This window comes from Amycolatopsis sp. N2S4-7 (genome assembly GCF_058119595.1).
The window spans coordinates 2,037,848-2,060,262 of record NZ_CP172299.1 but is presented as its reverse complement, the minus strand read 5'-3'; the positions used below and the strand labels follow the sequence as shown (position 1 = coordinate 2,060,262).

Annotated in this window: 21 protein-coding genes; 12 read left to right on the top strand and 9 right to left on the bottom strand. The window is 72.5% G+C overall.

Features of this window, described 5'->3' with window-relative positions:
- Positions 1-230: 230 nt before the first annotated feature.
- Positions 231-578, top strand: a complete 348-nt coding sequence (locus ACH54P_RS09530; RefSeq protein ID WP_489911980.1) for a UBP-type zinc finger domain-containing protein — start codon at positions 231-233, stop codon at positions 576-578.
- A 48-nt stretch (positions 579-626) separates the two neighbouring features.
- Here ACH54P_RS09530 and ACH54P_RS09525 read toward each other — a convergent pair whose 3' ends face one another.
- Positions 627-1,217, bottom strand: coding sequence for a TetR family transcriptional regulator (locus ACH54P_RS09525; RefSeq protein WP_489911979.1), 591 nt, complete (start codon positions 1,215-1,217; stop codon positions 627-629).
- Between the two features lie 106 nt (positions 1,218-1,323).
- Here ACH54P_RS09525 and ACH54P_RS09520 point away from each other — a divergent pair, with 106 nt between their 5' ends.
- On the top strand, positions 1,324-2,223 hold the full coding sequence (locus tag ACH54P_RS09520) for an SDR family oxidoreductase (protein WP_489911978.1): 900 nt from the start codon (positions 1,324-1,326) through the stop codon (positions 2,221-2,223).
- 4 nt (positions 2,224-2,227) lie between these two features.
- Here the strand turns inward: ACH54P_RS09520 and ACH54P_RS09515 are convergent, their stop codons facing one another.
- Positions 2,228-2,635 carry a winged helix-turn-helix transcriptional regulator gene (locus ACH54P_RS09515; protein WP_489911977.1) on the bottom strand — a complete coding sequence of 136 codons (408 nt, stop codon included), beginning with the start codon at positions 2,633-2,635 and terminating at the stop codon, positions 2,228-2,230.
- Between the two features lie 28 nt (positions 2,636-2,663).
- Here ACH54P_RS09515 and ACH54P_RS09510 point away from each other — a divergent pair, with 28 nt between their 5' ends.
- Entirely contained in the window at positions 2,664-3,269 is a 606-nt protein-coding gene (locus tag ACH54P_RS09510; RefSeq protein WP_489911976.1) for a hypothetical protein, read from the top strand.
- A 135-nt stretch (positions 3,270-3,404) separates the two neighbouring features.
- Positions 3,405-3,872 carry a cupin domain-containing protein gene (locus ACH54P_RS09505; protein ID WP_489911975.1) on the top strand — a complete coding sequence of 156 codons (468 nt, stop codon included), beginning with the start codon at positions 3,405-3,407 and terminating at the stop codon, positions 3,870-3,872.
- 15 nt (positions 3,873-3,887) lie between these two features.
- On the opposite strand, the gene ACH54P_RS09500 is transcribed toward ACH54P_RS09505, so the two are convergent.
- A complete protein-coding gene (locus tag ACH54P_RS09500; RefSeq protein ID WP_489911974.1) occupies positions 3,888-7,346 on the bottom strand; it encodes a CHAT domain-containing protein in 3,459 nt (1,152 codons plus the stop codon).
- A gap of 92 nt (positions 7,347-7,438) precedes the next feature.
- Here ACH54P_RS09500 and ACH54P_RS09495 point away from each other — a divergent pair, with 92 nt between their 5' ends.
- From ACH54P_RS09495 to ACH54P_RS09485, 3 genes are read left to right on the top strand one after another with little or no spacing between them, the layout of a single operon-like run.
- Positions 7,439-7,801 (top strand): hypothetical protein, encoded by a 363-nt coding sequence (locus tag ACH54P_RS09495; protein WP_489911973.1) that lies wholly within the window; start codon positions 7,439-7,441, stop codon positions 7,799-7,801.
- On the top strand, positions 7,798-8,619 hold the full coding sequence (locus ACH54P_RS09490) for a hypothetical protein (RefSeq protein ID WP_489911972.1): 822 nt from the start codon (positions 7,798-7,800) through the stop codon (positions 8,617-8,619). Before ACH54P_RS09495 ends, ACH54P_RS09490 begins: the two co-directional genes overlap by 4 nt.
- Before the next feature lie 21 nt (positions 8,620-8,640).
- Entirely contained in the window at positions 8,641-9,228 is a 588-nt protein-coding gene (locus ACH54P_RS09485) for a tetratricopeptide repeat protein (RefSeq protein ID WP_489911971.1), read from the top strand.
- 35 nt (positions 9,229-9,263) lie between these two features.
- Here ACH54P_RS09485 and ACH54P_RS09480 read toward each other — a convergent pair whose 3' ends face one another.
- Together ACH54P_RS09480 and ACH54P_RS09475 are read right to left on the bottom strand one after the other, a co-directional pair.
- Positions 9,264-11,870 (bottom strand): ATP-binding protein, encoded by a 2,607-nt coding sequence (locus ACH54P_RS09480; RefSeq protein WP_489911970.1) that lies wholly within the window; start codon positions 11,868-11,870, stop codon positions 9,264-9,266.
- Between the two features lie 231 nt (positions 11,871-12,101).
- Positions 12,102-12,707, bottom strand: a complete 606-nt coding sequence (locus ACH54P_RS09475; protein WP_489911969.1) for a TetR/AcrR family transcriptional regulator — start codon at positions 12,705-12,707, stop codon at positions 12,102-12,104.
- Between the two features lie 85 nt (positions 12,708-12,792).
- Here ACH54P_RS09475 and ACH54P_RS09470 point away from each other — a divergent pair, with 85 nt between their 5' ends.
- Positions 12,793-14,304 carry an FAD-dependent oxidoreductase gene (locus tag ACH54P_RS09470; protein ID WP_489911968.1) on the top strand — a complete coding sequence of 504 codons (1,512 nt, stop codon included), beginning with the start codon at positions 12,793-12,795 and terminating at the stop codon, positions 14,302-14,304.
- A gap of 52 nt (positions 14,305-14,356) precedes the next feature.
- Here ACH54P_RS09470 and ACH54P_RS09465 read toward each other — a convergent pair whose 3' ends face one another.
- Positions 14,357-15,019, bottom strand: coding sequence for a lytic polysaccharide monooxygenase auxiliary activity family 9 protein (locus ACH54P_RS09465; protein ID WP_489911967.1), 663 nt, complete (start codon positions 15,017-15,019; stop codon positions 14,357-14,359).
- Between the two features lie 206 nt (positions 15,020-15,225).
- Here ACH54P_RS09465 and ACH54P_RS09460 point away from each other — a divergent pair, with 206 nt between their 5' ends.
- Positions 15,226-17,493 carry a glycoside hydrolase family 3 N-terminal domain-containing protein gene (locus ACH54P_RS09460; protein ID WP_489911966.1) on the top strand — a complete coding sequence of 756 codons (2,268 nt, stop codon included), beginning with the start codon at positions 15,226-15,228 and terminating at the stop codon, positions 17,491-17,493.
- Here the strand turns inward: ACH54P_RS09460 and ACH54P_RS09455 are convergent.
- Positions 17,486-18,082, bottom strand: a complete 597-nt coding sequence (locus ACH54P_RS09455) for a VanZ family protein (RefSeq protein ID WP_489911965.1) — start codon at positions 18,080-18,082, stop codon at positions 17,486-17,488. The two genes, ACH54P_RS09460 and ACH54P_RS09455, sit on opposite strands and share 8 nt — an antisense overlap.
- A 168-nt stretch (positions 18,083-18,250) precedes the next feature.
- Between ACH54P_RS09455 and ACH54P_RS09450 the strand changes: the two genes are divergently transcribed.
- Both ACH54P_RS09450 and ACH54P_RS09445 read left to right on the top strand, forming a co-directional pair.
- Positions 18,251-19,864, top strand: a complete 1,614-nt coding sequence (locus tag ACH54P_RS09450; RefSeq protein ID WP_489911964.1) for an FAD-dependent oxidoreductase — start codon at positions 18,251-18,253, stop codon at positions 19,862-19,864.
- A 75-nt stretch (positions 19,865-19,939) separates the two neighbouring features.
- A complete protein-coding gene (locus tag ACH54P_RS09445; RefSeq protein WP_489911963.1) occupies positions 19,940-20,602 on the top strand; it encodes a TetR/AcrR family transcriptional regulator in 663 nt (220 codons plus the stop codon).
- A 40-nt stretch (positions 20,603-20,642) separates the two neighbouring features.
- Here ACH54P_RS09445 and ACH54P_RS09440 read toward each other — a convergent pair whose 3' ends face one another.
- Entirely contained in the window at positions 20,643-20,768 is a 126-nt protein-coding gene (locus ACH54P_RS09440) for a hypothetical protein (protein WP_489911962.1), read from the bottom strand.
- A 33-nt stretch (positions 20,769-20,801) separates the two neighbouring features.
- On the bottom strand, positions 20,802-21,434 hold the full coding sequence (locus tag ACH54P_RS09435) for a dihydrofolate reductase family protein (RefSeq protein ID WP_489911961.1): 633 nt from the start codon (positions 21,432-21,434) through the stop codon (positions 20,802-20,804).
- Between the two features lie 75 nt (positions 21,435-21,509).
- Here ACH54P_RS09435 and ACH54P_RS09430 point away from each other — a divergent pair, with 75 nt between their 5' ends.
- Positions 21,510-22,397 carry a LysR family transcriptional regulator gene (locus ACH54P_RS09430; protein WP_489911960.1) on the top strand — a complete coding sequence of 296 codons (888 nt, stop codon included), beginning with the start codon at positions 21,510-21,512 and terminating at the stop codon, positions 22,395-22,397.
- Positions 22,398-22,415 lie beyond the last annotated feature (18 nt).

The following is a 22,415-nucleotide window of genomic DNA, read 5'->3' as shown; positions in this document are numbered from 1 at the left end:
GGCGGGCTCCGTGGAACAATGTTTCGCGGTGGGCGGACATCAGACATCCGTCAGCTGACGGATGTACGAAGTTTGTTGTCCCTCAAGGGTTTGCGGCGTTCCGATGGCCCTGCGGATGGGCGTGCATCGGCACGGCCGGACGGGTCGCCTGTCGGCTCTTGCAGGTCGTCCGGAGGCGGCTGACCGGGCCGGTTGATGCGGGCGGACCGCCTTCGGGGCAGACTGTCGGCATGGCCGAAATCGAGGGAATCGACGTCACCGCGCCGCCGAGCGGCACAGGCTGCGCGGAGTGCCTGGCCGCGGACGGCTGGTGGGTGCACCTGCGTCGCTGCGCCCAGTGCGGTCACATCGGCTGCTGCGACAGCTCACCGGCCCAGCACGCGACGGCGCACTACAAGGCGACCGGGCACCCGCTGATCCGCAGCTTCGAGCCGGGTGAGGACTGGTTCTACAGCTTCGAGACGGGCGAGGCCTACGACGGCCCCGCTCTGGCGCCCCCGGAGCACCGCCCGGTCACGCAGCCGGTGCCGGGCCCCGCGGGCCGGGTGCCGGACGACTGGCAGTCGCACGTGCACTAGCGCGGTTCCGGTCCTCCGCGTCCCCGGACGAGGAGGACCGTGGCGTGCTCACGGGCGCCCGCGGCTCACCGCCGCCTTGCCGGCCAGCTCCAGCAGCTGGTCGAACACCTCGTTCGCGATGTCGGCGAGGGAGCGTTCTTCGCCTTCGCGAAGCCACTGGACGAACGCGATCCCGAACACGGTGGCGCCCGACTCCGCCGCCAGCGTGGCCGCGGGTTCGTCGACACCCCGGGTGCGGAGGGCATCGGCGACCGTCGTGGCCAGGGTGGTCATCTTGTGCTGCTCCCGTTCCTGGAGCGCGGGGTTCCGCTCGATCACGGACTGGCGCGTGCGGGAGTGCGGGCGGCGCTCGTCCGGGAAGCGGCTCGAGGCCGACCGCAGGGCCGAGGCGACGACTTCGAGCGGTGAGGCGTCCGGCGGGGCGGCGGCCACGCCGTCGAGGAACGCCTGGACCAGCAGCTGCTGGCCGTGGAAGAGCACCTCGCGCTTGTCGCTGAAGTGGCGGAAGAAGGTGCGCTCGGTCAGCCCGACCGCCTGCGCGATCTCCGCCGCGGTCGTCTGCTCGAACCCGCGGGTGGCGAACAGTTCGAGCGCGGCCTTCTGCAGCCGCTCCGGGGCTCCCGGTTGCCAGCGCACCATGCGGACAGTCTAGTGATGACAGCGGCTGACATGTGGGCGTATGGTGCCCATGTCAGTGACTGACGTCTGTCGCTGACATCATCGAAGTGCTGAAGGAGTTCACGCCATGCGCGTTTTCGTCACCGGAGCCTCCGGCTGGATCGGCTCCGCCGTCGTCGACGAGCTGCTCGCGACGGGCCACGAGGTCACCGGGCTGGCCCGGTCGGCCGCGTCCGCCGGGAAGCTCGAAGCGAAGGGTGCCCGCGTCCGCCGCGGCGACCTCGACGACCTCGGCGGCATCCGCGCCGGCGCGGAAGAGGCCGACGCCGTCATCCACCTGGCGAACAAGCACGACTTCGCGAACCCGGCCGTGTCGAACGCGGCCGAACGGGGCGCCGTCCAGACCATCGGGGAGGCCCTTTCCGGCAGTGGCCGTCCGTTCCTGCTGGCATCGGGCATCGCCGGCATCACGCGGGGCCGGCCGGTGACCGAAACCGACCCGTCCCCGTACCACGGCCCGGACGCGCCGCGCGGCGGCAGCGAAAACCTCGCGCTCGAGTTCGCCGGCCGCGGCGTGCACCCGGTGAGCCTGCGGTTCTCGCCGACCGTGCACGGCACCCGCGACCACGGGTTCATCGCGGTCCTCGCCGCGATCGCCCGGGAGAAGGGCGTCTCCGGCTACCCCGGCGACGGGACCAACCGCTGGGCCGCCGTGCACGTGACCGACGCGGCGCGGATGGTCCGGCTCGGCCTCGAGAAGGCGCCCGCGGGTGCCCGCCTGCACGCCGTCGCCGAGGAAGGCGTGCCGACCCGCGAGATCGCGGAGGCGATCGGCCGCGCGTTCGCCGTGCCCGTCGCCTCCATCCCGGCCGGCGACGTCCCGGACCACTTCGGGTGGATCGGCACGTTCTTCGCCCTGGACCTCGCGGCGACGAGCACCGCCACGCAGGAGCTGCTCGGCTGGACCCCGGCGGGGCCGACCCTCGTGGAGGACCTCGCCGCGGGCGCGTACTCGGCGGGTCGGTAGCCGCTTACGCGACCGGGTGCGCGCACCCCATCGCCTCGTCGGCGGCGGTCTCGCCGTGGGTGTGCTGCAGGTGGACCTCGCCCCACGCCCGCACGCTCTCCACGACGGGCAGGACGGTGGTTCCGTACGGCGTGAGGCGGTAGATGACGGGCGCCGGGATCGGTCCGGTGACCACGCGCTCGACGAGCCCGTCGGCCTCGAGCTCACGCAGCTGTTCGGCCAGCACCTTGGGCGTGATCGGCGCGCCTCGACGGCGTAAACCGGCGAAGTGGGACTCGCCGTGGGCGAGCCAGTACACCAGGGTCAGTTTCCACTTCCCGCCGATCGCGGCGAACGCCGCGGCCATCGGGCAGCCGGGCAGCGGATTGGGGCGCGCGAGCGAGAGGTTACCTGCAGGTGCCTTCTTGTCCATGGTCGTGCTCCGTCAGATAGTCGCCGTCATGAGAATCCGCACGCTGCTCACCGTGCCACACCGACGAATCCTCCTCGTGTGCCTCGCCGTCCTGGCGCTGGCCGCGCCGGCGTCGGCGTCCGGCGACACCTTGCCGACGTCACCGGCCGGCGCCGAGGACGGCCAACGGGACTTCGACTGGGAAATCGGCGCCTGGCACACGGACGTCCGGGTGCTCGCCGACCCGCTGTCGGACACGGAGGACACCTGGCTCTCCTTCGCGGGCACGTCCGTCGTGCGTCCGCTGCAGGACCGGCGGGCGAACGTGGTCGAGCTCAAGGTCGCCGGGCCGAACGGGCGGATCGACGCGCTCAACATGCGGCTCTACGAGCCGCAGGCGAAGCGCTGGAGCCAGACGTTCATCAACATGCGCGACGGCCTGCTCACCCCCTCGATCTACGGCGGGTTCCACGACGGAACCGGCGAGTTCCACGGCGACGACCAGCTCGGCGGCCGCCCGATCAAGGTCCGCTTCCTCATCACCCGCCAGGGCCCGGACCGGGCGAGGTTCGAGCAGGCGTTCTCCGGGGACGGCGGCGCGACCTGGGAAACGAACTGGATCGCGGTCGACCGCCGCATCGTCGCCTCGAGCTGAAGGAGAAGCAGGCGAGAGATCCGCCGGCCGCCGGATGTCCCCCGGGGCCGGCGATCTTTCGTTGGTCCGCGTGGTTCCGCGCCGGGGATACTGCTGTCCGTGAGCGAACGCGTCGGCCCACCCGGAGGAGCTGCCATGACCGGCGAGGAAATCGTGCTCGGACCGCTGCCGAAGGGGATCACGCCCGCCGGGGAGGGGAAGGTGTGGAACGTGCTCGGCCACACCTACTCGCTGAAGGCGGCGAGCGGGTCGAGCTTCGCGTTCGAGACCTACGACCCGCCCGGCACCGGCGTGCCGCCGCACGTGCACCCGACCCAGGACGAGCACATCTACGTCCTGGACGGCGTGTTCACCCTCTACCTCGACGGCCAGTGGGAAACCGCGGGGCCCGGCGACACCGTGCGGCTGCCGAAGGGGCTCCCGCACGCCTACTACAACCGCGGCGAAGGGGTCACCCGGGGACTGTTCTGGGTGAGCCCGGCCGGGCGGCTGGCGCAGCTGTTCGACCGGCTGCACAACCTCGAGGACCCGGCCGAGGTGGTCCGGTTGTCGGCGCTGCACGACGTCGACTTCCTGCCGCCGGGTTCGGTGGAGGGCGCCTGACCGTCCCACCCGGCCCTACTGTCCGAAGTGGACGAACTGGGCCCACTTGGTCGGCTCGTAGGGCCACTGGCGCCGCAGGTTGTCGACGGCTTCGTGCAGGGCGGCCGCCGCGCCAGCCGGGTCGAGGGTGCCGTCCGGGCCGGTGAGGGACAAATACACGCCGGCGGTCACCGTGGCCGCCGTTTCTTCGCCGATGGCCCACAGCGTCGAGACGATCTGGCGGAACCCGGCGATCTGCAGGGCCGCGGCGAGGTGGCCGGCTTCGTCGGGCAGAGCGGCGTCGGGCATGGCCGTGTGGCACGCGGACAGCACCGCGAGGTGCGCGTCGGCGAGGTCGAGCCGGCCGAGGTCGGTGGTGGTGAGCGGGCCGTCGGTGAGGAACAGCGCGGCGTCGCCGGCCGGGGCCGTGCCGCCGTGGCACGCGAAGTGCGCGCACGTGTGCCGGGTCAGCAGGTCCGTCACGTTCCGGGTGGTCGCGGCCGCGCCGGCCAGCGTCGTGCCGCCGGGGAAGAGGGCGCTGAGGACCTCCGCTTCCCGGGCGGCGGCGGGCAGGTCGGGCAGGCCGGTGACGTACGCGGGACGCTGCTCGCACACGACGGCGAGCGGCTCGTGCCGGACCGGCCGCGCCGGGCGGCGGGCGTGCCGCAACGCCCGGATCGTCGGGGTGCTGGAGGAGACCACGCGGTCGAGCACCGCCTGTCCGGGCGGGTCCTCCGGGTCGTGGTACCCGGCCGCGTGCAGCGGGCTCAGCGCGAGGGGACCGGTGGGACACCACCACAACCGCGACCCGGGCGGCACCCGGACCTCGTCGAGCACGGGCCGGGCCACGACGTCCCACAGCCACTCCAGGTACCCCAGCAGCACCTGCTCCCGCGGCCCGGACGAAAGCCCGCCGGTGCCCTTCTTCGCGGTCACGGCGAGGTACGCCTGGGTGCGGTCGTGCGCCTCGGCGAACGTCAAGCCGTCCAGCGGGATGACGTGCGCGCGGTCCGGCGCGAGCACGATGGCGTCGCAGCGGATCCGGCTGACGTTCACCAGCACGACCGGGCCGGCCGCCGCGGCTTCCGCGAGCTCCGAAAACGGCGTCGGGCGCAGGAAGTTCCCGAACCCCGGCCGGGTCCGGACCTCCGCGACGGTCCGGTCCCACTCGGCCGCCGCGGCCCGCCGGTCCGGGGCGTCCGGGTCGACGGCGCTCAGCCGGTCGGCCAGTTCGGGGTGGGCCGCCCGCAACCCGGTCAGGTCGGCCCGGCGGTCCAGGACCTGGCCCCACCACAGGGAACGGCCGTGCTCCAGCAGTTCCACGGCCCGCTCCGGCCGGCCCGCGGCCAGCGCCGCCGCGGCCGCGTCGGCGGCGAGGCCGGGCCGTTCCCCCACGAGCTTCTCGCGGTCGGTCGCGCCGAGCCCCCGCCACACCAGCCGGGGCAGGAGCTCCACGGCCTCTTCGTAGAGGTCGGCGACCTCACCCGCGTCGTCCCCGCGATCGGCGCGCAGGTCCGCGAGCATCACCAGGGCCCGCATCCGGTCGAAAGACCGGCCCCCGGGCAGGGCGGAGAGGACGGCGATCGCGTCGTCCGGGCGGCCGAGCGCGGTGTAGGCCTCGCCGAGGCCCTCGAGCGCGACGGTGTGCAGCGGTGCCTGTTCGCCGGTCGCCGCGCGGACCGCCGTGAAGGCGGTGACGGCGTCGAGCAGGTCCTGCCGGTGCGCGCGGGCCCGGCCGCGGTCGGTCAGGGCCAGGCCGAGGTTGAGCCGGGCGTGGACGTCGTCCGACCGGCGCAGGGCGGCGTCGAGGTGCCCGATCGCCGCGTCGATGTCCGCCGGTTCCCCGGTGGCGAGGAAGCGCTGCCGCAGCCGGTTGCCGAGGTTGGCGTGCGCGGTGGCGAGCCAGAGGGGACTCCCAGGGGCCGCCACGACCCGCTCGCCGACGGCGATCGCCTCGTCGAGGTCGTGGCGCCGCCCGAGGTGGCAGTAGCGGTAGAACAGCGCGCTGCCCAGGATGAACAGGCTGTTGCTGCCGTAACCGTCACTGAGCTCCGCGGCCCGGCGGGTGAGGGTGATCGCCTCGTCGAGATCGGCGCTGTCGCGGTCGCGCAGGAACCGGTTGACCAGCGCGGCGGCGAGGTTGCCCAGCTCCTCGAGGAGGTCGTCCTGGCTGTCCACGGGCCGGTCGATCGCGGTGCGCTGCAGCTCGATCGCGTCGTCCAGATCGGCCCGGTCGCCGGTGGTCTCGTACCGGAGCATGAGGGCGGGGCCGAGGCGGATCTCGACCAGCCACCGGCTCGGGTGGTCCGGCGGCAACGCGGCCAGCATGGCCTGGCCGTCGGCGCAGACGCGGTCCAGCACGGCGCGGTCGCGCGACTCCTGGTACTCGCCGAGCAGGCGGGAGAGCCGGTTCCCGTGCCGCACCAGCTCGGAGTGGTCCGCGGCCACCTCGGCGGGCGGCCGTCGTGGTTCCTCGTTGCCGGCGACGTACTCCAGCTTGACGCCGGGCGGGAGCGTGAATTCCCGCTCCGGGCCGCGTGCCTCCAGCACGCTCGCCAGCCCGCGCTCGGCCGCGGCCCGCAGGTCCGCGTCCGGCGCGTGCTCGATGGCCTGCCGGAGGTAGTGCGCCGCCGTGTCGAGGTCGGCGACGTCGCCGGTGAGCTCGTGGCGCTCGCGGTACAGCTGGCCGATGTTGTGCACGGTCATCGTCCACACCGCGTGCCCCGGCGGGTAGACGTCGACGACGTGGCGTTCCGCCTCGAGGAAGGCGTCGAGGGTGGCCGGGGTCCGGTCGAGGTCGTGCCGGAGGCGGCGGACGTCGGCGGACAGGGTGAGGAAGGGACGGCGGTTGCCGTCGCCCGGCGGGCACAGCCGGAGGGCGCGGTCGATCTCCTCCTCGGCCTCGTCGAGGCGGGCCACGTCACCGGTGCCGTCGATGTGGTGGATCAGGGCTCCGCAGCGCATGGCGCCGATCGCCGCCCGGTCGGGGTGGTCGCCGGGCAGCACTTCGAGTGCGCGCTCGAGCAGCTCGATCACCAGGGCGAACACCCCGACGGCGTGGGTCGACTCGGCCAGCAGGTGCAGTTCCCGGGTGGCGAGCACCGACTCTTCGGCGCGGGAGCGGTCGCGGGTGAGCACGCTCAGGCGGAGCGCGGTGTCGGCGATCGTGGCGAGCGCGAACGGGACCAGGCCGGGCTGCTCGGCCTGCACGAGCGGCAGCAGTGCGCGGTAGTGGCCCAGCGCCTCTTCGACGTCGGCCACCGAGCCGGTGACCTGGTACCGCCGGGTCCGCGCGTCGCCGAGGAACATCAGGGCCGCGGGCCGTTCGGGCGCGGTGGGGTCGCACCGCGCCAGCGCGGCCGTTCCGGCGGCGATCGCCCGGTCGAGGGCGGCGGGATCACCGGAGGTTTCGAAGGTGGTGAGCCACCCTTTGCCCTCCCACAGCGCGCTGCCGACGAAATCGTCGTCCGCCTGACGTTTCTGCCGCCCGAACACTTCGCCCCCCTCGTGGCCGGTTGACCACCGATGGTAGTGCGCGGTGGCTATGCTCGGTGATCGTTCGACGTCGGACAGGGAGGGATTTCGAGGTGGACTCCGAAGCCGATCACCTGGCGCTGTGGTGCCTGCTGCTGCCCGAGCTGCGGACGGCGGCGCGCCAGGGCGGGGTGCTCGATCGGCTCGACCGCGACGCCGACCGGGTGAAGCAGGGCGGGCCGGCGAAGACCGCGTTGAAGAAGTGGGGGCCGGTGGGTCCCGACGGCGCGCCGCGCAGCTGGGCGGACCGGCCGGCGCTCGGGATCGCGGCGCTGCCGGGCCGGGGCCGCGCGCCCGGCGTCGGCGCGGGGGAGTACGGCTGCCCGCTCGACCGGTGCGGCCGCGAGGGTGCCCGGGACGAGCACGGGCACCCGCCGCGCTGCGCCGCCTTCGACGCGCCGATGCGGCCGAAGTGACCGGCTTCCTGACCGAGGTGGGCAAGCGCCTCGGCAACCGCTGGGTCACCGCGATCCTGTTGCCGGGCCTGCTCCTCGCCGGCGTCGTGGTCGCCGCCTCGGTGCTCGGGCACGCGCACGCGTTCGGCTTCGCCCGGCTGTCGGCGGCGGCCGAGCGGGCGGGCCGCGGGTTCTCGGCGCAGCCCGGGCGGCTCGTGGTCTTCGCCGCGGTGGTGCTCGCCGCCGCGGGCCTGGCGGGCACCGCCGCCGGCGGACTGGGCCGGCTGGTGCTGCGCTGGTCGCTGCGGGAACGGTTCCTGACCGGCCGGCTGCTCCAGCGGTCACGGTGGTCGCGGCGGTCCCGGGCGATGGCCGCGGCGCAGCGCGACGGCACCACGGTCGTGCCGGCCTACCTCCCGCAGCGGCCGACCTGGCTGGCCGACCGGGCGCGGCTGGTCGAGGTCCGGGTCCGGGCGCAGTACTACGTCAGCGCCGTCCTGGTGTGGCCCCGGTTGTGGCTGCTGCTGGACGAAGACGCGCGGCGCCCGATCAGCGACGCCCGCACCCGCTACGCCGAAGCCGGGACGCTGGCCGGCTGGGGCCTGCTGTACCTGGTCCCCGGCGTCCTGTGGTGGCCGGCGCTGCTCGTCGCCGCGGGGACCCTGCTCACGGCGTGGGGCCGGCTGCGCGAAACCATGGCGGAGTTCACCGACCTGGCCGAGGCCGCGATCGACCTGTGGCTGCGTGACCTCGCCGGGAAACTCGGCTTCACCCTCGGCGCCGAGGTGGGGCCGGCCGAGGGCCGGGCCCTCGACGACCTCCTCGGCAAAGCCGGCTGACCGTCTGCAAAGGACTTCCGCATGGGACTGTTTTCCCGGCGCCCCAAGGCGTTGCCCGCCGATCTCGAACGCCGCGCCCGCGCCGCGGGGGCGATGTTCGACGCGGGCCAGTTCGCCGCGGCGGAGCTGAGCCTGGGCTCCCTGTTCACCGACTGCGAGACCGTCGTCGGCCCCGAACACCCGGGCACCCTCGCCGTCCTCGACCTCCTCGGCTCCACCGAGTTCCGGCGGGAGCGGCTCGCCGAGTCCGCGGGCCACCACCGGGAGGCCCACCGCCGGGCGGTCTCGGCGCTCGGGCCGAACCACCCGGAAACCCTCAAGTACGGCCACAACCTCGGCTGCGCGCTCGCGGTGCTGCGGGCGTGGGACGAAGGGCTGCCCGTCCTGCGGGACGTGCTCAGCCGCCGGACGCGGAAGCTGGGGGAGAAGCACCCCGACACGATCGACACGGCCAAGACACTGGGTGCGTCGCTGTACATGGCCGGGCAGAAAGAGGCCGCCGTGACCACCCTCAGATCGGCGCACACCGCGGCGCTGAAGGCGTTCGGGGCCGGGGATCCGCTGACCCAGGAGGTCGCCGACAACCTGGCCATCGTGCTGCGCAACTGAGCCGGCGCGAGGCAGGGAAACAACTTGTAGCCCGGTCAAGCTTGATTGGTTTGCATGTCGATAAGGTGTCGACGGACATCGGTGGCCCTGTTGGGATAGCCGGCCTCGTCGTAAAGCGCAGCGGCCTGCCGCCAGCAGTCGACGGCCTTGCTGACGTGACCGAGTCGGTGCAGGCAGTTCGCGAGGACCTCCAGCGGCTCGGCGGTGGTCGCGTGGCGGCTGCGGGGACTGCGTCGGCCGAGGGCGATCGCGTCCTGGCACAGCGAGATCGCTGTCTGGAAGTCATTCAGGCCGCGCCATGCGCGTGCCAGTATGGTCAACGCCACTGATTCGCCTTCGAGGTCTCCGACTTGCCGACGCAGGTGCAAGCCGCGCTCGCCGTGTTCGAGCCCACGTTGGTAATGGCCGATGCCGGTATAAGCGGCACTGAGGTTGCCTTCCACTACAGCCTCCCAGCGTCCGGTGTCGATTCCCCGGGTGAGGGGCAATGCTGAACGGAACCACCGGGCTGACTCGGGAAATCTGTCCTGCCAGAGGAACAGCAGACCGCGGTTATTGAGGAGGTACACCTCCAGCTCGACGTTGTCGAGTTGCTCAAGAAGGATGGCCGCGCGGTCAAGGTCTCCGCTCACCTGATCCCAGCGGCCCAGCAGCAACGCGATGTCCGCACAGCTCAGGAGAAGAAGAGCTTCCAAAGTGGGGTTGCCGGCCCGGTGCGCGGCGACGACGCCGACGAGGGTGGCATCGAGCCTCTCTTGTGGACTGCCCACGGAGGTCAGAAAGCGGGTGGCGTGGGCGAGCGGGACGGTGTGGTGGTCGAGTTGGTGAAGGGCGGCGTGCTGGAGTGCGGCGACGATGTTGGTGCGTTCGGTGGTGAGCCACGCCCACGCCTCGTCGAAATCGGCGACGGGATTGGGGTGGGCCGGTTCGGCCACGACCGCGGGCATCCGGACGTAATAGGGATGGACCCGGCGGTCGGCAGTGTAGGTGGTGTGGGTGTACCAGGTCAGCACGGACTCGAGGGCACGGTCTCGCTCTTCGGGGGTGTCGTGGCGGTGCGCTTGGTCGGCTGAGTAGGCGCGAAGCAGGTCGTGGAACCGGTACCGGCCGCCGGGGGCCGGTTCGATCAGGTGCGCGGCCGCCAGAGCGGCGAGCAGGGGGCGGACCTCTGCGAGAGGTAGCTCGGCGAGCGCGGCGGCGGCGGAGAGGGACAAATCAGGGCCGGGGTGCAGCCCGAGTCGCCGGAACAGGCGAGCCTGTCGGACGGACAGGCGTCGGTAGGACCAGTCGAATACGGCGCGGACGGCGGATCGTTCGTCCGCGGCTTCGCTGAGGATGTCCAGCCGGGTTTGGTCGTCAGTCAGTTCGGCGACGACATCGGCGACTGAGACGTGCGCATGGGCGGCGACGCGGCTGGCGGCGATCCGCAGGGCCAGCGGTAGCCGAGCGCAGTGACGGATCAATTCGGTGGTGGCGCCGGGCTCGGCGGCGACGCGGTCGGCACCGATGATGCCGGCGACCAAGTCGTGAGCTTCGGGCGGGGTGAGCAGGTCGAGGGTCAGCCGATGGGCGGCGTCGGTGACGACGAGGCCGGTGAGGCTGTCGCGGCTGGTGACCACGACCATGCAGCCGGGGGTGCCGGGCAGCAGGGGACGAATCTGTTCGGCACTGTGAGCGTTGTCCAGCACGAGCAGCAGCCGCTTGCCCGCCATCAGCGAGCGCAACAGCGCGGCCTGCGCGTCGATTTCGTCGGGGATTGCACTGGGCGCGACGCCGAGGGCACTCAAGAATCCGCTCAAGGCGTCGCTCGGGGTGGCGGGATTGCCGGGTCCGTAGCCGCGCAGGTTGACGTGCAGTGTGCCGTCAGGGAAACGGTCCTGAACGCGGTGCGCCCAATGCAGGGCGAGGGTGGTTTTGCCGATTCCGCCGGCGCCGTCGACCGCGGTGATGACGACAGACTGCGCCGCTTGCCGTTCGTTGTTCCCCGCGGGCTCGGGCGGGATCAGCGCGTCGAGTGCGGCCAGCTGCTCGATCCGCCCGGTGAAGTCCCGCACTACTGCGGGCAGCTGTCGCGGCACGACCTTGGCTAAGTTCCTGCGTGCTCGCCCGGCCGGCTGGGCGGCGACATCGGCTGCCGCGGCTGGGGCGAGAAGGTACGGATGGTCGGGCAAAGTGACCCAGCCGTTTGTGTTGGCTTCCTTCACTTCGACGGTGACCGTGCGCCAGGACGTGGGGGCAGCGGCGGGGATGTGCCGGACGACGTCGTCGAACAACCGATCCGACGCGATCACCGCCAGAACACCGGGTGATGCGGCCAGCGCCGCCTTCAACGCCGGCGCGTCGCACAGCCGGAACGCCAGGATCAGTGAGGCGGAGGTGACTCCATGCGCGTCGTAGCCGACTTCCCCGGCGTGCATGGCGACCCGCAGCCGGATTCGCTGCGCTTCAGGGTGGGTGTCGTTGTGGATCCGCAGGCGCGTCACCAGTGCAGGCAGCGCCGTTTCCACGAACACCGCCTTGTCCGCCTCCGCCGGCACAAGCGCGAATACGGCGTCCCCGGACACCTCGCGATAGCAGTCTTCCCAGCTCAGGTCGGCCGCGGCGAACGCTGCTCGCATGACCGCGTCGAGCCCGTCTCGCACAGCCCGCAGATCTGGTCCCGTCCGACGCGGGTTCCCGAATCCCTCGATATCCGCTACCACGATCAAGTGGTGCCGCAAACCTGGACGATCCACCATCGTTGCCCCTCTCCCGGGCTGCCAACCAGGTGAAACCTGATCAGCGTCTCAAGAAAGCCGTTGTGCGAGAAGGGCACCTGACCTGCCGGCACTCAGATTGCGGAGTGGGTCGAGTGACGTCTGATCGTGCCCGCGTCAGGTCTGGTGGTGCCGCACCAGGGGCAGGAAGAGGTTGTCGACGATCGACTCGACGCGGGCCGGCTTCGGGGGCTGGAGGTCCATCAGGAGGTCGAGGCGCAGCAGGTCGTACGGCAGGTCGAGCACCGCCGTGGGGATGCGGTCCAGGTCGATCTCGCCGCGGTCGTGGGCGCGCTGGTAGAGGAGCCGTCCGTGGGGGAGGGGCCGGCCGCCGGTGAGCTGGTCGCGGACCTGGGCCGGGGTCAGGCCCGTGTCGGCCAGCAGCCCCGAGAAGGCCGTGGCCGCGGCGATGGCGAAGAAGCCGGCGAGGGCTTCCCCCGCGGTGGTCAGCTGGGCGATCAGGTCGCCGCGCAGGGCGCCGGTGTCGGGGAGGGCGACCGGGTGGGCGCTGCGGTGGTGTTCGAGCGCGGCGAGCACGAGCTGGTCCTTGTTGGCCCAACGGCGGTAGAGCACGGCCTCGCTGGTGCGGGCGCGCACGGCGACCCACTCCATCGTCAGGCGGGCGTACCCGACCTCGACGAGACCGTCCCAGGCGGCGGTGAGCAGCGCGGATTCGAGCTGCTGGCCGTGACGGCGACGGCGGACGGGTTCTGACGTGACCACCGCCCCAACTTAGATAGGTTTGCCTTTCTTAGCAAGGCGCCCTACGCTGGTTAGAAAGAGATTCCTTTCTTACTCGGGGGCGAGAATGCTGAGACTCGAGGAGCCGGTGGTGCTGATCGCCGGCGCCGGGCCGACCGGGCTGACGCTGGCCTGCGAACTCGCCCGCAGCGGCGTCCCCTTCCGCCTGGTCGAGGCCGCTCCCGGCCCGCAGCCCGGCTCGCGCGGCAAGGGCGTCCAGCCGCGCACCCTCGAGGTGTTCGACGATCTCGGCGTCGTCGAGCGCGTGCTCGCCCACGGCCGGATCGCGATGCCGATCCGGTCGACCGCTCCGGACGGCCAGGTGACGCTGAGCGAGGCGCCGACCGGCGAAGATCGCCCCGACGTCCCCTATCCGGCCGGCCTGATCACGCCCGAATGGCGGATCGAGGAAGCATTGCGGCTGCGGCTGGCCGAGCTCGGCGGCGCGGTGGAGTTCGGCACCGCGCTCGACGGCTTCGAGCAGTCGGACGAGGGCGTGTCGGCGGTGGTCGTCAAGGGCGGCGAAGCCGAGACGGTGACCGCGCGCTGGCTGGTCGGCTGCGACGGCGGCCACAGCGTCGTCCGCAAGCGGGCCGGGATCGCCTTCGAAGGCGAGACCCGCGAGGCGGTGCGGATGATCGTCGCCGATGTCGGGGTCGACGGCCTCGATCGCGACGCCTGGCACATGTGGCGGCACGAGGAGGGGCCCGTCAACCTCTGCCCGCTGCCCTCCACCGGCGTCTTCCAGTACCAGGCCGGCATCGCGCCGGGGCAGGATCCCGGGCTGGGCCTGGCGAACCTGCAGGCGATCCTCGAGCGGCGGAGCGGCCGCACCGACATCCGCCTCCACGAGCCGGAGTGGTCGTCGTTGTGGCGCGCCAACATCCGGCTCGCCGGCCGCTACCGCGAGGGCCGCGTGTTCCTCGCCGGCGATGCGGCGCACATCCACTCGCCCGCCGGCGGCCAGGGGATGAACACCGGCATCCAGGACGCGCACAACCTCGGCTGGAAGCTCGCGGCGGTCGCGAAGGGTGCCTCACCGGCGTTGCTCGACAGCTACGGCGCCGAGCGGCGGCCGGTCGCGGCCGGCGTGCTCGCGCTCTCGGACGCGCTCCTCGCGCAGGCGCTCGAGCAGAAGGGCATCGTCATCCGCCGCGACGCGAGCACGACGCAGCTCGGCGTCGGGTACCGCGGCTCGGCCTGGGTGCGCGACGACCGCGACGAGACGGCCCCGCTCCGCGCCGGCGACCGCGCCCCCGATGCGACCGAACTCCAGACGTGGCAAGGGGAACGCCGGCTGTTCGACCTGACGCGCGGGGGAGGCTTCACGCTGCTGGGCTTCGGCTCCGCGCCCGCGATCGACGCGGCCGGCGTCAAGACTCTCCGCGTCGTCGCGCACCCGGACGGGCCCGGCGACATCGCCGACCCCGAGGGGCACCTCGCCGACGCCTACGGCGCGGGCGACCGCACCCTCGTGCTGATCCGTCCCGACGGCCACATCGCGCTGATCTCCGACGCCGGCGACGTCTCGGCGGTGTCGGACCGGCTCGCCGCGATGGTTCCGGTGCGGCAACACTGATTTCCGCGCGGAAAAGCCCGGGCCGGGCCGGCCCGGGCTTCTTTCCGCATTCCTAGCCGAAGTTCACGTCACTGCACCACATGTAGGTCTGGTCCAGGTGGGAAGCCTGCCAGATCGTGAACACGACGTGGTGCCCCCGGTAGGCGCCGGAGGTCTGGACGGAGAACGTGATGTCCTTGGCCGGGGCGTACCTGCCGGTCTGGGTGATGAAGTCGAGGTTGCCCCATCCGAGGCGCTGGGTGGCCGGGTCGAAGCCGTTCTTGCTGACGTACACCCGGAAGTAGTCGGCACCGTGGCTGGCCTGGTCGTACAGGTGCATCGAGAAGGTGCTGCCGAGGCTGGTGGTCTTCCACGGGCCGGGGGTGTTCAGGGAGTTGTTGCGCGCGAGGGCGTTGCTGCAGAGCTGTCCGTCGGGGGTCGACCCCTGGAAGTTGCCGCCGAGTCCGTCCCGCAGCGCGCTCATCCAGTTCCACATGGTGTCGGCGTTGGCCTGGAAAGCCTGCCAGCACATGGGGTCCTGCTGCTGCATGGCCGGGTTCGTGTGTTGGCTGCCCCAGTCCTGCCAGCACTGGTAGGCGCGGGTGGCGGGGCCGACGATGGTGCCGTGCGCCGAGGCCGGCGGCACCCCGACGAACATCCCGGCCAGCACGGCGACGAGCACTGCGAGGATGCTCCGCCGTCCGGTGAGGGACCTGGAGATACTACGCATACGCATGGATGGGCCTCCATTCTCGGGATGAGCGGTGGTGGTGATCCATGTGGGAGCGCTCCCAGCGTGAAGGGGAGCTTATACGCGACCTCGCGAAACTTCAACCAATCGTCGAGTGTGGTGGTCTATTTCGTCCCCGTCGAAACTTTCGTGGAACCGTGTTCCCGCGCTTATCCTGGCTGCTCTCGTTCCCTCGCGAAAGGGTCCCCGCCATGGCACAACCCGAGAGTCACGAAGCCGCTCCGGCAACCGCCGACGGGGTGAACCGGCGAAGCCTGCTCGCCGGTGTCAGTGGTCTTCTCGCCGCCGGGGGAGTCGCCTCCGTGCTCGCCCCGCCCGCCGCCGCGGAGCCCGCCGCCCCGCCGGAACGGGACGGACGGGTCGAGGCGTTGCTCAAGAAGATGACCCTCGCCGAGAAGCTCGGCCAGCTCCAGCTCGTCGGCACCGAAGCCGCCGCGCAGGCCGCGCTCGCGACCGGGCAGCTCGGCGGCGTCTTCTCGGTCGTGGGCGCCGCGAAGCTCAACGCGCTGCAGCGCATCGCCGTCGAGCGGACGCGGTTGCGCATCCCGCTGATCTTCGGCCTCGACGTCATCCACGGCTACACCACGAACTTCCCGATCCCGCTGGCCCAGGGCGCGAGTTTCGATCCCGGTGTGACGGCCGCCGACGCGACTGTCGCCGCGAAGGAGGCCCGGCGCAGCGGGATCCACTGGACGTACGCCCCGATGATGGACGTCACCCACGAGCCGCGCTGGGGGCGCATCGCCGAGGGCTACGGCGAAGACCCTTACCTGGCTTCGAAACTGGCCGTCGCGAAGGTCCGCGGTTACCAGGGTGACGACTATTCGTCCCCGGACCGGCTCGCCGCCTGCGCCAAGCACTTCGTCGCCTACGGGGGAGCGGAAGGCGGCCGGGACTACAACACCGTCGACGTCTCGCTGCAGCGGCTGCACAACTTCTACCTGCCGCCGTTCAAGGCGAGCGTCGAAGCCGGCGTCGCGACCGTGATGGCGAGCTTCAACACCATCAGCGGGGTGCCCGCGCACGGCAACGGCTACGTCCTGCACGACGTCCTCAAGGGGGCCTACGGCTTCCGCGGGTTCGTCGTCAGCGACTACACCGGCGTCGAGGAGCTCATCCTGCACGGGCTCGCCGGAGACGGCGCGGACGCGGCGGCGGCCGCGCTGCCGGCCGGGGTCGACATGGAGATGGTCAGCACGAACTACGTGCGGTTCGGCGAGCGGCTGCTGGCCGAGCGGCGGATCACCCTCGGTCAGCTCGACGACGCCGTGCGCCGGATCCTGCTGGTCAAGGTCCGGCTGGGCCTGTTCGAACGCCCGTACGTCGACGAGTCCGGCGAGGTGAAAGCGCCTTCCCCGGCCGCGCTCGCCGCGTCCCGGCAGGCCGCGGGGCGGTGCATGGTGCTGCTCAAGAACGACGGACCGCTGCTGCCGCTGGCGAAGACGGTCGGTTCGGTGGCCGTCGTCGGCCCGCTCGGCACGGCCACCTACGACCTCAACGGCACCTGGGCGGGCCTGGGGACGGGGGCCTTCACGACGCCGCCGGTGACCGTGGTCGACGGGATCAAGGCCGCGGCGCCCGGTGCCACGGTGACCTACGCCGCCGGCTGCACCGTCGACGGCACGGACACCAGCGGGTTCGCCGCCGCGCAGCAGGCGGCCCGCGCGGCCGACGTGACGGTCGTCGTGGTCGGGGAAACCGCCGCGATGAGCGGGGAGGCGGCCGCGCGCAGCACCATCGACCTCCCCGGGGTGCAGCAGCAGCTGGTGGCCGCGATCAAGGAGACCGGGAAGCCGTTCGTGGTGGTGCTGGTCAACGGGCGGCCGCTGACGATCCCGTACCTGCACGACAACGCGCCCGCCGTCCTCGAGGCGTGGGCACCGGGCGTGCAGGGCGGCCACGCGATCGCGGACGTCCTGTTCGGCACGGTGAACCCGGGCGGCAAGCTGCCGGTGAGCTTCCCGCGCGCGGTCGGCCAGATCCCGATCTACTACAACCACGAGAACACCGGACGGCCCGCCGACCCGGCCAACAAGTACACGTCGAAGTACCTCGACCTGGCTTCCGGGCCGCTCTACGAGTTCGGCCACGGCCTGTCGTACACGAGCTTCCGCATCGACGGCCTGCGCCTGTCGGACGCGCGGATGCCGGCGCGCGGCGGCCGCATCCAGGTGAGCGCGCGGGTGACCAACACCGGCGGCCGCGCGGGCGACGAGGTCGTCCAGCTGTACCTGCGGGATCCGGTCGCGAGCATCGTGCAGCCCGTGCGGCGCCTGCGCGGGTTCGAACGGGTCACGCTGGCCGCGGGCGCGTCGAAGACGGTGTCGTTCACCCTCACCCCCGAGGACGTCGGCTTCTACGACAACACCGTCCGGTTCCGCGTCGAGCCCGGCAAGATCGAGGTCTACGTCGGCAGCAGCTCGGCGGCCACGCTGACCGCGAGCTTCACCGTCACCTGACCGTCGCGGCCGGGCTGCTGCCGGGGTCCGCCGGGGTGGCGGCGTGACGACGCCACCACCGGCGCGACGCCAGCGCGGCCAGCCCGGCGCCGGCGGCGTTGAGCAGTACGTCGTCCACAGAGGACACCCGGTCCAGCCGCAGGAGGTACTGCGCGACCTCGACCAGCACCGAGCAGCCCGCCGCGAGCGCCAGGATCCGCGGTACCGACGCGAGCGCCTCGAACCGCACCGGGGCGAGGAACCCGAGCGCCGCGAACACCAGCAGGTTGCCGCCGAGCTGGACCGCCGCCGTCCCCGGTCCGGCCGCGACGATCGAGAGCAGGTCCCGCAGCGGTACCAGGCTCACCCGCCCGGGGACGGTGCCGGCCCGGCTGCCCGGCAGCAGGATCAGCCACACGCACGGCACCGTCCCGTGGACGATGCCCACCTCGGCCAGCGACCTCCGCCACGCCCACGCCGCCGGCGTGCCGCCGGCCCGCCGGCGCCGGGCCAGTGTCCACGCCGCGAGCGCGGCCACCGGCAGCGCGGCCACGGTGATGACGGCTACGCCGGTGAACGTCCCGAACCAGCCGTGCCAGCCCCTGATCACGCTGCCTCCGCTTCCGTGTGGTCCCTCCACCGAAGCCGGGCGGCTGTTGCGGCGGCGTATGCGGTTTTCGATACGCCCGCGATACGTCAGTCAATCATGTGGTTGATTGACTAAATTAAGCAAATGAGTGATCCTGGGTCTTCCACTACCGGGGAAGAGGGGTTCACGATGACCGGACCGCACGACCACAGGACGTCCGTGCTCGTCGTCGGAGGAGGCATCACCGGCCTGTCCGCGGCGTTCTTCCTGGCGCGGCAAGGGATCCAGGTGACGCTGGTCGAACGGCACCCGTCGACGGCGGTCATGCCCCAGGCGCGGGCGTTCAACGCCCGGTCGATGGAGATCTTCCGGACGTTCGGGCTCGAAGAGGAGATCCGCGGGCGTCAGTCCGTGCTGGCCGGCCTGCCGGAGATGATCGGCGCGGACACCCTGGCCGGCGAAGAGCGCTTCCGCGTCGACATGCTGTCCCGGGTCCGGCCGGGCGGGATCAGCCCGGCCGGCTGGGCGATGATCGATCAGGACGAACTCGAGCGCGTCGTGCGCGCCCACGCCGAAAAGGCCGGCGCGGACGTCCGGTTCGCCTGCGAGCTGGTGTCCTTCGAGGACGGTGAAGACGGCGTGACCGCGACCGTGCGCGATCTCGGCGGCGGCACCGAGTCGCGGATCCGCGCCGAGTTCCTGATCGCCGCGGACGGCAACCGCGCGGGCGTCCGCCACCGGCTGGGCGTCGAGGCCGACGGGCCCGGCGTGCTCGGCCACTCCGCGCACTTCCTCTTCGACGCCGACCTCGACCGGGTGCTGCGCGGCCGGCGCTTCATGCTGGCCTACTTCGACCGGCCGGCTACCGGCACCGTGCTGGTGCCGCTCGGGCGGGAAGGCCGGTGGATGCTCGGGGTGCCGCTCCGGGCGGACGAGGAGCGCATCGAGGACTTCACCCAGCGGCGCTGCGCCGAACTGGCGCGCGCGGCGGTCGGCGTTCCGGACCTGGAGGTCACGCTGGTGCCGCCGGTGCCCGGGTGGAGCCGGCTGCTGATGGACGTCCGGATCGGCGCGATGGTGGCCCGCCGCTTCCGCGCCGGGCGGGTGTTCTTCGCCGGCGACGCCGCCCACGTGGTGCCGCCGACCGGGTCGTTCGGCGCGAGCACCGGCATCGCGGACGCCCACAACCTGGCTTGGAAGCTGGCCGCGGTCCTGCACGGGCAGGCCGGACCGGGGCTGTTGGACACCTACGACGCCGAACGTCGCCCGGTCGCGCGGACGACCATGGACACGGCGCTGCGGATCCTCGAGTCCCGCCACCACGGCGCGGGCGACGACGCCACCCGGATCGACGAGGTGACGATGGCCCACGGCTACCGGTACCGGTCCGCGGCGGTGCGCACCGAGCCCGGCACGCCCGGCGAGCCGGTGGAGGACCCGCGCACGCCCAGCGGCCGCCCGGGCCTGCGGGCCCCTCACGTGTGGCTGGCGCGCGCCGGGACCAGGGTGTCCGCTTTGGACCTCGGCGCGGGAGCGTTCACGGTGCTCGCCGGGCCGGACGGCGCGGCGTGGACCGGCGCGGCGCGGACGGTCGGCACCGAGCTGGGCATCGACGTCGACGCCCACCGGGTCGGCGACGGGGTGCAGGACCCGGACAAGCGCTTCCTGGACGCCTACGGGATCACCGCCTCGGGGGCGAGCCTGGTCCGCCCGGACGGGTTCGTCGCGTGGCGCGCGGCCGAGCAGCCGGCCCGGCCCGAGCAGGAGCTGCGGCGGGTGCTGACGGAGATCCTGGCCCGGTGACGTCGCTCAATCCACTGCCCGGTTGACTGAGTCTCCTTGCCTGGTGGCAGCGTCAACCGCGGGTACGATAAGCCCGTGCCCCCGCCGAAGCCGCGTCGTTCGCCCAAGCCGCAGGAGCGCCGGCGCGATCCTGAACGCACTCGGCGGCTGATCGTCGACGCCGCGGTGGCGGAGTTCGCGGCGCACGGTTACGCGGGGGCGCGCACCAGCGCCATCGCGGCCAGGGCCGGGGTCAACCAGCAGCTGATCTCGTACTACTTCGACGGCAAGGAAGGCCTCTACCAGGCCATCTCGGAGCGGTGGCGGGAACGCGAGGGCGAGCTGCGGGCGGAGGCCACGGCACTGCCCGAGCAGATCCGGTTGTACGCGCTCGAGGCGCTGAAGAACCGCGACGGTGTCCGGCTGCTGGCCTGGGGCGGCCTGGAGTACACGGGCCCGGATTCGGACCTCGACCACACGACGCGGCCGGACCGGCTGCGGCACACCGTCGACCGGCTTCGCGCGCTGCAGGCGGAGGGCCGGCTCTCGCCCGAGATCGACCCGGCGTGCCTGACGATCATGCTGATGGGCGCGGCGATGGCGACCACCACGCTCCCGCACGTCATCGAGGGCCTGTGCGGGACCGACCCCGGTTCGGCGGAGTTCATCGAGCACTACGCCGACCAGCTGGCCGTGCTGGCCCGCCTGCTGGGCCTGGGCGACGAACCGCCCGGCCGTCCCCTCGACGATCGGGCTTGACCAGGATCCCGCCCGGTCACCGGCCGCATCCGGGAATCGCTCAGCTCACCGGCAGTTCGACCCGGACGCAGGTGCCTCGGCCGTCCTCCGGGGGCTCGAAGCGGACGGTTCCGCCGTGGGCCGCGACCGTGCCGGCGCCGAGCCCCAGCCGGGCGCGGCGCAGCACGGCGATCACCTGGACCCGCCACCGAGCCGGTGTTCAGGTGATCGTGCGGGTGAAGGTCACGTGCGTGACCCCGCTCGGCGAGGACGTGGCCTCGACCTGGTAGTCCTTTTCGAGGCCCTCCAGCCCGTCCCAGAGGTGGACGCCCCGGCCGAGCAGGATCGGGACGACCGTGACGTGGAGGTGGTCGACGAGCCCGGCGGCGAGGAACTCGCGGACCGTGGTGGGGCCGCCGCCGATGCGGACGTCCTTGCCGTCCGCGGCTTCGCGGGCCACGTCGAGCGCCTCGGCGGGGGAGGCGTCGAGGAAGTGGAACGTCGTGCCGCCCTCCATCTCGATCGGCGGGCGCACGTGGTGGGTGAGGACGAAGACGGGGGTGTGGAAGGGCGGGTTCGCGCCCCACGCGCCCTGCCACCCCGGGTCCTCGTGCCAGCCGGGGTGGCCGAACTTGCCGGCGCCCATGATCTCGGCGCCGATCCCCGGGTCGTGGCGCTGGACGAAGGCGTCGTCGACACCGCCGCTCCCGCCGGCCTGCCACCACCGGGTGGTGAACATCCATTCGTGCAGCCGGTCCCCGGCGTGCCCGAAGTGCGCTTCGGCGGTTTGCCCCTCGCCGGTGCCGTAGCCGTCGAGGGAGACGGAGAAGTTGTGGACGCGTGTCAAGGTCATGCCCCAGAGCCTGCGACGGATCGGCTCGTTCGTCCAATGGCAATCTTCATGCCGTTCCATAGATAGAGTCGATGCATGCTGGACGTCACCAGGCTGCGGGTCATCGACGCGCTGGCGCGGCTCGGATCGGTCACCGCGGCGGCCAAGGAGCTGCACTACACGCAGCCGACGGTCAGCCACCACCTCGCCCGGCTCGAGGCCGAGACCGGCGCGCAGCTGCTGCAGCGGGCCGGACGCGGGATCCGGCTCACCCCCGCCGGGCAGCTGCTGGCGTCCCGGGCGGCCGAGATCCTCGGGCGGATCGACGCCGCCGACGCCGAACTTTCCGCCCACGTCGGGTTGAGCGCCGGGCGGGTGCGCGTGGCCAGCTTCTCGTCCGTGATCGGCTCGCTCATCCCGCGGGCGGTCGCCGCGCTGACCGGCAAGCACCCCGGCCTGGTGATCGGCCTGACCGACACCCAGCCACCCGAGGCACTCGAACTGCTGCGGACGGGCAAGATCGACGTCGCGATCGTCTTCCGCTACGACGACACCGAACCCGAGCCGCCGGACGTCCGCCTGCACCACCTGCTCGACGACCCGCTGTACCTGCTGTCGGCCAAGCCCGGGCAGACGCTGGCCGGCCTGCGCGACGCCACCTGGATCGCCGGCTGCGACCGGTGCCGCGTCCACCTGCTGTCGCTGTGCGCCGCCGAAGGGTTCGAACCCCGGATCGGCTACACCTCCGACGACATGGTCGTCATGCAGGCGCTGGTCGTCGCCGGGCTGGGCGTGACGACCAGCCCGGGACTGGCCCTGCGCGCCCACCGCGCCGAGGGTGTCGAGGCGAGCGAACTGCCCGGCTCGCACCAGCACATCTACGCGGCGACCTACGGCGAGCCCCCCGACCCGCCGGCCACCACCGCGCTCCTGGCGGCCCTCACCGAAGCGGCGGCGACGATCGGCGACGGCCCGCTGGGCTGAGGGCGTTCAGCCCGCGAG

Coding starts and splice junctions, on each gene's coding strand:
- ACH54P_RS09485 (WP_489911971.1), top strand. CDS start 8,641: ATGGGACTGTTTTCCCGGCGCCCCAAGGCGTTGCCCGCCGATCTCGAA.
- ACH54P_RS09430 (WP_489911960.1), top strand. CDS start 21,510: ATGCTGGACGTCACCAGGCTGCGGGTCATCGACGCGCTGGCGCGGCTC.
- ACH54P_RS09525 (WP_489911979.1), bottom strand. CDS start 1,217: ATGGTGCGCTGGCAACCGGGAGCCCCGGAGCGGCTGCAGAAGGCCGCG.
- ACH54P_RS09465 (WP_489911967.1), bottom strand. CDS start 15,019: ATGCGTATGCGTAGTATCTCCAGGTCCCTCACCGGACGGCGGAGCATC.
- ACH54P_RS09505 (WP_489911975.1), top strand. CDS start 3,405: ATGACCGGCGAGGAAATCGTGCTCGGACCGCTGCCGAAGGGGATCACG.
- ACH54P_RS09510 (WP_489911976.1), top strand. CDS start 2,664: ATGAGAATCCGCACGCTGCTCACCGTGCCACACCGACGAATCCTCCTC.
- ACH54P_RS09435 (WP_489911961.1), bottom strand. CDS start 21,434: ATGACCTTGACACGCGTCCACAACTTCTCCGTCTCCCTCGACGGCTAC.
- ACH54P_RS09520 (WP_489911978.1), top strand. CDS start 1,324: ATGCGCGTTTTCGTCACCGGAGCCTCCGGCTGGATCGGCTCCGCCGTC.
- ACH54P_RS09470 (WP_489911968.1), top strand. CDS start 12,793: ATGCTGAGACTCGAGGAGCCGGTGGTGCTGATCGCCGGCGCCGGGCCG.
- ACH54P_RS09530 (WP_489911980.1), top strand. CDS start 231: ATGGCCGAAATCGAGGGAATCGACGTCACCGCGCCGCCGAGCGGCACA.
- ACH54P_RS09460 (WP_489911966.1), top strand. CDS start 15,226: ATGGCACAACCCGAGAGTCACGAAGCCGCTCCGGCAACCGCCGACGGG.
- ACH54P_RS09515 (WP_489911977.1), bottom strand. CDS start 2,635: ATGGACAAGAAGGCACCTGCAGGTAACCTCTCGCTCGCGCGCCCCAAT.
- ACH54P_RS09450 (WP_489911964.1), top strand. CDS start 18,251: ATGACCGGACCGCACGACCACAGGACGTCCGTGCTCGTCGTCGGAGGA.